The sequence below is a fragment of the Actinomyces sp. ICM39 genome (assembly GCF_000282935.1).
Classification (GTDB): domain Bacteria; phylum Actinomycetota; class Actinomycetes; order Actinomycetales; family Actinomycetaceae; genus Pauljensenia; species Pauljensenia odontolytica_B.
Genome location: NZ_ALCB01000006.1, coordinates 1 through 8,421 on the forward strand (window position 1 = coordinate 1; position 8,421 = coordinate 8,421).

Here is an 8,421-nt window from a genome sequence, read left to right on the forward strand (position 1 = left end):
CGCCGAGGCTGCTCCGGCCCCCGCCCCCGCTGCCCCGACCGGCGGCCCCTCGGGCGCCGACGTCGCGGACCTGCCCTTCACGGCGTCCTCCGCCATCGTCGCCCTGCTGGCTCTGTCCGCGAAGATCCGCATCGACGAGGTCGGCGCCACCGACACGACCGAGTCGCTGACCAACGGCGTGTCCTCGCGCCGTAACCAGCTGCTCATGGACATGTCCTCCGAGCTGGGCCTGAACTCGATCGACGGCGCCGGCGAGGCCGACGTGGCCACGCTGTCCGCGACGGTCGACAAGGCCGCCAAGGGCTACAAGCCCTTCGGCCCGGTCCTGGCTGAGGCCGTCAAGGAACGCACGCGCAAGCTGTTCGGCGCCGCCGGCGTCAAGGCCGGCCACATCGCCGACCGCGTCACCGGCACGTGGCAGCTGGGACCCGGCTGGGCACAGCACGTCACCGCCGAGGTCGTCCTGGGCACCCGTGAGGGCGCCTCGACCCGCGACGGCGACCTGGCGACCCTGCCGCTGGATGCCCCGACGAACGCCGCTGGCGTCGATGCCCTCATCGATGCTGCAGTGGCAGCCGTCGCTGCCCGCGAGGGTATCGCCGTGTCCCTGCCGAGCGCCGGTGGCGCCTCCGGTGGCGGCGTCGTTGACTCCGCCGCACTGGACGCCTACGCCGCGTCCGTGACGGGCGAGGACGGCGTCCTGGCCAAGACCGCTCGCACGATCCTGTCCGAGCTGGGTCTGAACGCCCCCGCCCCCACCGGCGAGGACTCCTCCGACGACGCGCGCGTCATCGACGCTGTGGCCGCCGAGCTGGGTTCGGGCTGGGTTGACCTGGTCGAGCCTCGCTTCGACGCGGCGCGCGCCGTCCTGCTGGATGACCGCTGGGCCTCCGCCCGTGAGGACGTCGCCCGCTACGTCGCCGAAGGCACGCTCGCCGAGGGCGCGTCCTTCGTGGGCACCGGCCGCGCAGTGGCCGAGCAGGCCTCGTACTGGGCGAACCGCCTGCGCGCTGAGGGCGATCACGATCGCGCGGCTCGCCTCGAGCAGATCGCGGCCGACGCGATGTCTTCCACCGAGGACCTGCCCTACGCGAACGACGTCGCCGTGGTCACCGGCATGACCCCCGCCTCCATCGGCGGCGCGGTCGTGGGCGGCCTGCTCGCCGGTGGCGCGACGGTCATCGCGACCTCCTCGTCGATCTCCGCATCGCGCTTGGCTTTCGCCAAGGAGCTCTACCGCACGCATGCCGCTGGCGGCGCGAAGCTGTGGCTGGTTCCCGCCAACCTGGCCTCTTACCGCGACGTGGACGCGCTCGTGGAGTGGATCGGCACCGAGCAGACCAAGTCCGTGGGCGCCGACGTCAAGGTGACCAAGGAAGCCCTGGTCCCGACGCTGTTCTACCCCTTCGCCGCTCCTCGCGTTTCCGGCACGCTGGCCGACGCGGGCCCGGCCTCTGAGAACCAGATGCGCCTGCTGCTATGGAGCGTCGAGCGTTCCATCGCCGGCCTGTGCGCGATCGGTTCCGACACGCACGCCGACCACCGCCTGCACGTCGTGCTGCCCGGTTCCCCGAACCGCGGCATCTTCGGTGGCGACGGCGCGTACGCCGAGGCGAAGGCATCCTTCGACGCCATCGCAACCCGTTGGGCGGCCGAGCCGATCTGGGGATCGCGCATCTCGATCGCTCACCCGCGTATCGGCTGGGTGCGTGGCACCGGCCTCATGGGCGGCAACGACCCGATGGTCGCCGCCGTCGAGTCCGCAGGTGTTCGCACCTGGTCGACCGAGGAAATGGCCGAGCAGCTGCTCAACCTGTCGAGCGCCGAGGTGCGCGCACAGGCTGCCACCGCCCCGGTGGACGCCGACCTGACCGGCGGCCTGGACTCCTCCATCGACCTGCGCGCCCTGCGCGCTCAGGCCGAGGCCGCCACTCCCGAGGCACCCATCGCCGAGCCGGTCGCGACCGTCTCCGCGCTGCCCTCGCCCTCGCAGGTCACCGTGCCGCATGTCGACCCCTCGCAGTGGGGCAACACCACCGCGTCGCTGGCCGACACGGTCGTCATCGTCGGTCACGGCGAGGTCGGCCCGTGGGGCAGCGCTCGTACCCGCGTCCAGGCCGAGCTCGGTATCCACACCGACGGCTCCGTCGAGCTCACCCCCGCGGGCGTGCTCGAGCTGGCGTGGATGACCGGCCTGCTGACCTGGTCGGACACCCCGGTGGGCGGCTGGTACGACAAGGACGACCAGCTGGTGCCCGAGTCGGAGATCTTCGATCGCTACCGCGACGAGGTCGTGGCCCGCTCCGGCGTGCGCTTCTTCCACGACGATGGCCCACTGCACGACGGCTACACGCCCGAGTCCGCGATGGTCTTCCTGGACCGCGACATCACCTTCACGGTCGAGGACGAGGCCGAGGCGCGCTCCTACGCCGAGGCCGACCCGCAGTTCACCGTCATTGAGCAGACCGCGTTCGGTGAGTGGCAGGTGACCCGCAAGTCCGGCGCCCAGGTGCGCGTGCCGCGTCGCGCGACGCTGAACCGCCGCATCGGCGGCCTGTTCCCGACGGACTTCGATCCGGCTCGCTGGGGCATCCCGGCCTCGATGCTGGATTCGATCGACCCGATCGCCGTGTGGAACCTGGTCTCCGCCGTGGACGCATTCGTGTCGGCCGGCTTCAGCCCCGCCGAGCTGCTGCGCGTCGTCCACCCGGCGACCGTGGCCTCCACGCAGGGCACCGGCTTCGGTGGCATGCGCTCGATGCACAAGCTGTTTGTCGACCGCTTCCTGGGCGAGGATTACCCGCAGGACATCCTGCAGGAGACCCTGCCCAACGTCGTGGCTGCACACACCATGCAGTCCTACGTGGGCGGCTACGGCTCGATGATCAACCCGGTCGGCGCTTGCGCGACCGCCGCGGTGTCCATCGAGGAGGGCCTCGACAAGATCAAGGCCGGCAAGGCCGACTTCGTCGTGGCCGGCGCGATCGACGACATCCAGGTCGAGTCGATCGTGGGCTTCGGCGCGATGAACGCGACGGCGAACTCGAACGAGCTGCTCGCTCGCGGTATCTCCTCGCGCTTCGTCTCGCGCGCTAACGACCGCCGCCGCGGCGGCTTCGTCGAGGCGCAGGGTGGCGGCACCGTGCTGCTGACTCGCGCGTCGGTGGCGCTCGACATGAACCTGCCGGTCCTGGCTGTCGTGGCGCACGCGCAGACCTTCAGCGACGGCGCGCACACCTCGATTCCGGCACCCGGCCTGGGTGCCCTCGCGGTGGCGCGCGGCGGACGCGACTCAGTGATCGCCCGCAACCTCGCCGAACTCGGCGTGGGCATCGACGACGTGGCCTTCGTGTCCAAGCACGACACGTCCACAAACGCCAATGACCCCAACGAGTCGGATCTGCACACCCGCGTCGGCATGGCGCTGGGTCGCACCCCCGGAAACCCGCTGCTCGTCATCTCGCAGAAGACCCTCACGGGTCACGCGAAGGGCGGCGCCTGCGTGTTCCAGGTGGGCGGCATCATTGACGTGTTCCGCACGGGTCAGATCCCCGCCAACGTCGCGCTGGACTGCGTCGACGACGCCATGGAGAAGTACAGCCCGCTCGTGTGGCTGCGTTCCCCGCTCAACCTGTCCTCTCGTGGACCGGTGCGTGCGGCGTTCGCGACCTCGCTCGGCTTCGGCCACGTCTCCGGCTTCCTGGCGCTGGTCAACCCGGCCGCCTTCGAGGCCATCGTGGAGCGCGAAGCGGGACGCGAGCGCCTCGAGGCGTGGCGCGCTGCGTCGGATCGTCGCCTGCGCAACGGCCAGCGTCACATCGAGATGGGCATGCTGGGCCACGCCCCGCTGTTCACCTCGGTCGAGGGCCGTCGCCTGCCCGACGACCCGGCTGCTGGCGTTGCCGGTGACGCGCACGAGGTCGAAGCCGCGATCCTGCTGGATCCGAACGCCCGCCTCGGCGAGGACGGCTTCTACCACCTGCCGGAAGGCAAGTGAGCGATGCGCGGACTCGGCGTTGACCTGGTCTCCCTCCCTGAGTTTGCCGCTCAGGTGAGGGAGCCGGGCTCGGCCTTCCTCAGCGGCGTCCTCACGCCCAGGGAGGCCCGCCGGGTCCGCGCCCGCGCCGCTGCTACCTCTGGCGCGCAGCCCGGTTCCGCCCGCTATGACGAGGCCGTGGCCCGTCACGCGGGCGGCCTGTGGGCCGCGAAGGAAGCCTTTATCAAGGCCTGGTCGTGCGCCCTCTTCGGCTCCCCGCCTCTCATCGGCACCGACGCCGTCGACTGGCGCGAGATTGAGGTGATCCACGACGAGTGGAACCGTCCCGCTCTCGCGCTGCACGGAGACGTCGCGGCTGCCTGCGAGGAGTCACTCGGAGCGCCTTCCACGTGGCGAGCACTCGTGTCCATCAGCCACGACGGGGAATGCGCCATCGCGCAGGTCGCGATCGTGGACGCATCCGTCTAGGCGGCATCGGGCGGCTCGTCCGCATCGCCATCAAGAGGCTCGAACGCATCATTTTTCGTGGCATCGGCGTGTTCGCGCTCCAGCGCCGAATAGTCGAAGCATGACGACGAGTTCCTACCCGGGTCCGAGGAATCTTCCTCGGACCTTTCGTGTTCTTCGAGCGCGGGAAGAGGAGAGAGTTCTCCTCCCACTGCGCCAGTCAGAGCGTGGGACGTCGGCTCACCCTGGGAGGGGGCCGCATCGTCCGGCAGAAGGTCCGTTCCATCATTCGGCATGACCGCGTGAGCGTGCACATCGGTGCCCGGGTCCCCCTGGTGTTCCCCACCCTGAGCCATGACCACCGATCCCGGCCCCTGCCTCGTCGAATAGGGATCCCCCTGCGTCCCACCCGCAGGCTCATCGGTCGCGTGCGCGCCATTCTTCGTGAACTGGGAGGTTCCGCGGGCCAGGTCGTGGCCGACTGAGGAGGCGCGGTAGACGATCGACGACCTGATCTGCCCATTACCGTCGATCCAACCGTTTGGGACGGGCCGAGCAACCACGACGACGGGATCGCCCTTGCGGCAGCTGCGGAACACGTTGGAGGCCAGAGTGTCCCATGTTTCGACCGTGTACCAGTAGGCGCCGTCCTCCACATAGGAGGCGTTACCCGTGCGCACGTCGGTCGTAAAACGCCATCTCGTAATCGCAAGCCGGAAGGTCGTCACGCAGATATCGCCTTTGACGTGCTTCATCATCGGTTCTGATCCGATACGGCCCTTGAGGGTTGTCGATATGTCCTGCATCGTTGCGTCCTTTGTCCGTTCTGGCCGGCGTTGGCCGGATGCATCCAGGAAAGCCCCACACGCCGCACCACTTCAAGCGCCACAGCGCACCCTGTGGATGACGCGCGTTCGCCTCGTCCCCCTGTGGATAACGAGCGCCTCGCACGCGCCCCTGTGAACACGCGCTGCACCCACCCACGCAGCGCTCTCTCAACAGCGAAGCGGCGACACCCCTGTAGGGATGCCGCCGCTTGGCGTCACGCATAAATATCAGGCCTCGGCGGCCTCACCCATAGCGGGAATGCCCAGGGCGACGACCTCACGAGCCACCTCACGCGCGCGCTCTGTGGTCACCGGCTCGGCCGGGAACAGCACGCGGCGGTAGTACTCGAGCTCCTGGATCGATTCCAGGATGTCCGCCAGCGCGCGGTGGCCGCCGTGCTTGTCGGGCGACTCGGCGAAGGCGGCGCGGTACCAGCGCTTGGCCAGTTCCTTGATGGAAGACACGTCCACCAGGCGGTAGTGCAGGTGATCGATGACAGAGGGCATGTTCGCCTCGAGGAACATCTTGTCGGTGCCCACCGAGTTGCCCGCCAGGAGCGCCTTGCCCTGCTGGGGCACGAAGCGCTTGATGTAGGACAGGACCTGCTCGGTTGCCTCTTCCATGGAGACAGCCGACGTCTGCAGGTCATCGAGCAGGCCGGAGGAAGTGTGCATGTTACGCACGAAGTCATTCATGTTGTCGAGGGCTTCGGCGGGCGGCGTGATCAGCACGTCCATGCCGGGGTCGACAATCGTGAGGTCGCCGTCGGTCACGACCACGGCCACCTCGATGAGGGCGTCGCTTGAGACGTCCAGGCCGGTCATTTCGCAGTCAATCCAGACCAGGGGGTCTTTCAAAGTTTTCACGCCTTCTATGTTAGTGCGCTCTGGGTCATACGGTTGGGTGGGACTTGGGGGCGGTGGCCACTACTACACTAGAAGGGTATTGGAAGGAGTTCCCATGACCGCTAGTTCTCACGTGACCACGCCGAAGGATATCCGTCAGGCAGCCACCGCCCTGGAGGGGGTTGCCGTTCGCACGAACCTGGATCGTTCCGAGCGTCTGTCCACCGAGGCCGGCGTGGATATTCTGCTCAAGCGTGAGGACCAGCAGAAGTGCCGCTCCTTCAAGGTGCGCGGCGCCTACGCGCGCATGTCGCTCCTGTCCCCCGCCGAGCGCGAACGCGGCGTCGTGTGCGCCTCGGCCGGTAACCACGCACAGGGCCTGGCGTACGCGTGTGCCCACCTGGGCGTGCGCGGCACGATTTACCTGCCCTCGAACACACCTCGCCAGAAGCGCCGCCGTATCGCGACGATTGGTGGGCAGTGGGTCGAGCAGGTCATCGTGGATGGCACGTTCGACCGCGCGAACGCGCTGGCACAGGAGGCTGCGCGCGCGACGGGCCGCACCTACGTTCATCCCTACGATGATCCCTTCACGATCGCCGGTCAGGGCACGATCGGTGTCGAGCTCGAGGAGCAGATGCCCGCGGACACAGCTGCGATCCTGGTCCCCGTGGGCGGCGGCGGCCTCATCGCGGGCATCGCAACGTGGCTGCGCGCGAACCGTCCGGAGGTGAAGATCATCGGTGTGGAACCCGCGGGCGCGGCGTCGATGCACGCTGCTCTCGAGGCGGGACAGCCGATGTCCCTGGCGAAGGTCGATCCCTTCGTGGACGGCACGGCGGTGGGCCGCGCAGGTTCGCTCCCCTTCCACATCGCCTCGCAGTTCGTTGATTCCGTGCTGGTCGTCCCCGAGGGCGCGGTGTGCACGGAGATGCTGGAGCTCTACCAGTCCGACGGCGTCATTGCCGAGCCTGCTGGCGCTCTCGCGTCCACCGCCGCGCACGTGTATTTGACCGATCCGGCTGATCGCAAGGCGCTGCTGGGCCGCTCCGACGGCGCGATCGTGTGCGTCGTGTCGGGTGGTAACAACGACCTGACACGCTACGCCGAGGTCATGGAGCGTTCGCTGCGCCACGAAGGCCTGCGTCATTACTTCCTCGTGACCTTCCCGCAGCAGCCGGGCATGCTGCGCGTCTTCCTCTCGGATGTGCTGGGGCCTGCGGACGATATCGTGCACTTCGAGTACACGAAGAAGAACAACCGCGAGCTTGGACCCGCTCTAGTGGGCATCGATTTGTCGAACCCGGATGACATCGACGGGCTTCGACACCGCATGGAGGCCTCGCCCCTGCACGTGGAGGAGCTGCCGCTGGATTCGGAGATCACGCGACTCGTGATCTGACGAGGTCGTACAAAGCGCTGGAGAGGGGCGCGGTTTCGGGAACGAGGCCGTGGCCCCTCTCCCCTTTTATCCGGCCCGCGCGGGTGGCTGGGCTGGGAGCCGCCTTGGGTGGCCGCTGGGCCGATGCGCGCGGTGGCGCGGCGGGTTGTGGCGGCGGGGTCCGCCGCGAGGAGTGTCAGGCGGCGAGGGTGACGGGGCGGGTGACGCGAACGCGCACGGAGGGGGTGGAGTTGAAGCGGTAGCCTTCGCCGCGGACCGTGGAGATGAGGTCGGGCAGGATGGAGAGCTTCTTGCGCAGGCGGCGGATGTGGGCGTCCACGGTGCGGGAGTCGGAGCCGAGCTCGGAATCGGCCCACACGGAGGCGAAGAGCTCGTCGCGGGTGACGGAGCGGTCGGCGTTGGCGGCGAGGTGGGCCAGGAGGTCGTGTTCCTTGGCGGACAGGCCGGCGTCGCGTCCGTCGAGGGTGACCTGGCCGCGGTCGATGTCAATGTCGATGCGGGAGGAGCTCAGTCGCAGGCCGGCGAGAACGTCGAGGAATTCCTCGTAGGAGGTGGGGGTGTCGTTGGCGGCGCGGACGGAGGCGGCAGGGGTGTTGACGAGGGTCATGGGTGTATCCGATTCTTCGGGGCCGCACTCCCACTATCGGCGTGGGTATATCACTGCGGCGGTGATTGACAGGGGTATCTGGGGCGTCAATCACATACACATTCGCGACATCATGCCACCGCAGGGGCAGCACATGGGGTTCGCGAAGGTCGTCATGGCATCTAGTCTGTCGGACGTTTTCCGTCCGGGCAACACCATGTCCACTAGTTGAGACTCTGTAACAGGGTGTGTTCACAGTACGGATGCCCTGGTACAGGCGCGTATGAGCGCGGGAGAAGGCAGCACGGACGCAAAC

The 8,421-nt window shown here is 68.4% G+C and carries 6 protein-coding genes; 3 read left to right on the forward strand and 3 right to left on the reverse strand.

Annotation, left to right across the window (positions count from 1 at the left end):
* The coding region (locus HMPREF1137_RS00115; RefSeq protein WP_007587425.1) for a beta-ketoacyl synthase N-terminal-like domain-containing protein at positions 1 to 3,997 on the forward strand (3,997 nt) is incomplete at its 5' end.
* A gap of 3 nt (positions 3,998 to 4,000) precedes the next feature.
* Positions 4,001 to 4,465 (forward strand): holo-ACP synthase, encoded by a 465-nt coding sequence (locus HMPREF1137_RS00120; protein ID WP_007587420.1) that lies wholly within the window; start codon positions 4,001 to 4,003, stop codon positions 4,463 to 4,465.
* Here the strand turns inward: HMPREF1137_RS00120 and HMPREF1137_RS00125 are convergent.
* Together HMPREF1137_RS00125 and orn are read right to left on the reverse strand one after the other, a co-directional pair.
* Entirely contained in the window at positions 4,462 to 5,250 is a 789-nt protein-coding gene (locus tag HMPREF1137_RS00125; RefSeq protein ID WP_007587426.1) for a single-stranded DNA-binding protein, read from the reverse strand. The two genes, HMPREF1137_RS00120 and HMPREF1137_RS00125, sit on opposite strands and share 4 nt — an antisense overlap.
* 249 nt (positions 5,251 to 5,499) lie before the next feature.
* Positions 5,500 to 6,147, reverse strand: coding sequence for an oligoribonuclease (gene orn / locus HMPREF1137_RS00130; protein ID WP_155835382.1), 648 nt, complete (start codon positions 6,145 to 6,147; stop codon positions 5,500 to 5,502).
* An 85-nt stretch (positions 6,148 to 6,232) separates the two neighbouring features.
* On the opposite strand from orn, the gene ilvA reads away from it, so the two are divergent.
* Positions 6,233 to 7,519, forward strand: a complete 1,287-nt coding sequence (ilvA, locus tag HMPREF1137_RS00135) for a threonine ammonia-lyase IlvA (RefSeq protein ID WP_007587424.1) — start codon at positions 6,233 to 6,235, stop codon at positions 7,517 to 7,519.
* Positions 7,520 to 7,694: 175 nt separating this feature from the next.
* Here the strand turns inward: ilvA and HMPREF1137_RS00140 are convergent, their stop codons facing one another.
* Complete coding sequence (locus tag HMPREF1137_RS00140; RefSeq protein WP_003792882.1) at positions 7,695 to 8,126, reverse strand: winged helix-turn-helix domain-containing protein; 432 nt, start codon at positions 8,124 to 8,126, stop codon at positions 7,695 to 7,697.
* Between the last annotated feature and the right edge of the window lie 295 nt (positions 8,127 to 8,421).

Bases quoted from the DNA above. Each gene is read 5' to 3' on its own strand.
- HMPREF1137_RS00120 (WP_007587420.1), top strand. From the start codon at position 4,001: ATGCGCGGACTCGGCGTTGACCTGGTCTCCCTCCCTGAGTTTGCCGCT.
- HMPREF1137_RS00125 (WP_007587426.1), bottom strand. From the start codon at position 5,250: ATGCAGGACATATCGACAACCCTCAAGGGCCGTATCGGATCAGAACCG.
- ilvA (WP_007587424.1), top strand. From the start codon at position 6,233: ATGACCGCTAGTTCTCACGTGACCACGCCGAAGGATATCCGTCAGGCA.
- HMPREF1137_RS00140 (WP_003792882.1), bottom strand. From the start codon at position 8,126: ATGACCCTCGTCAACACCCCTGCCGCCTCCGTCCGCGCCGCCAACGAC.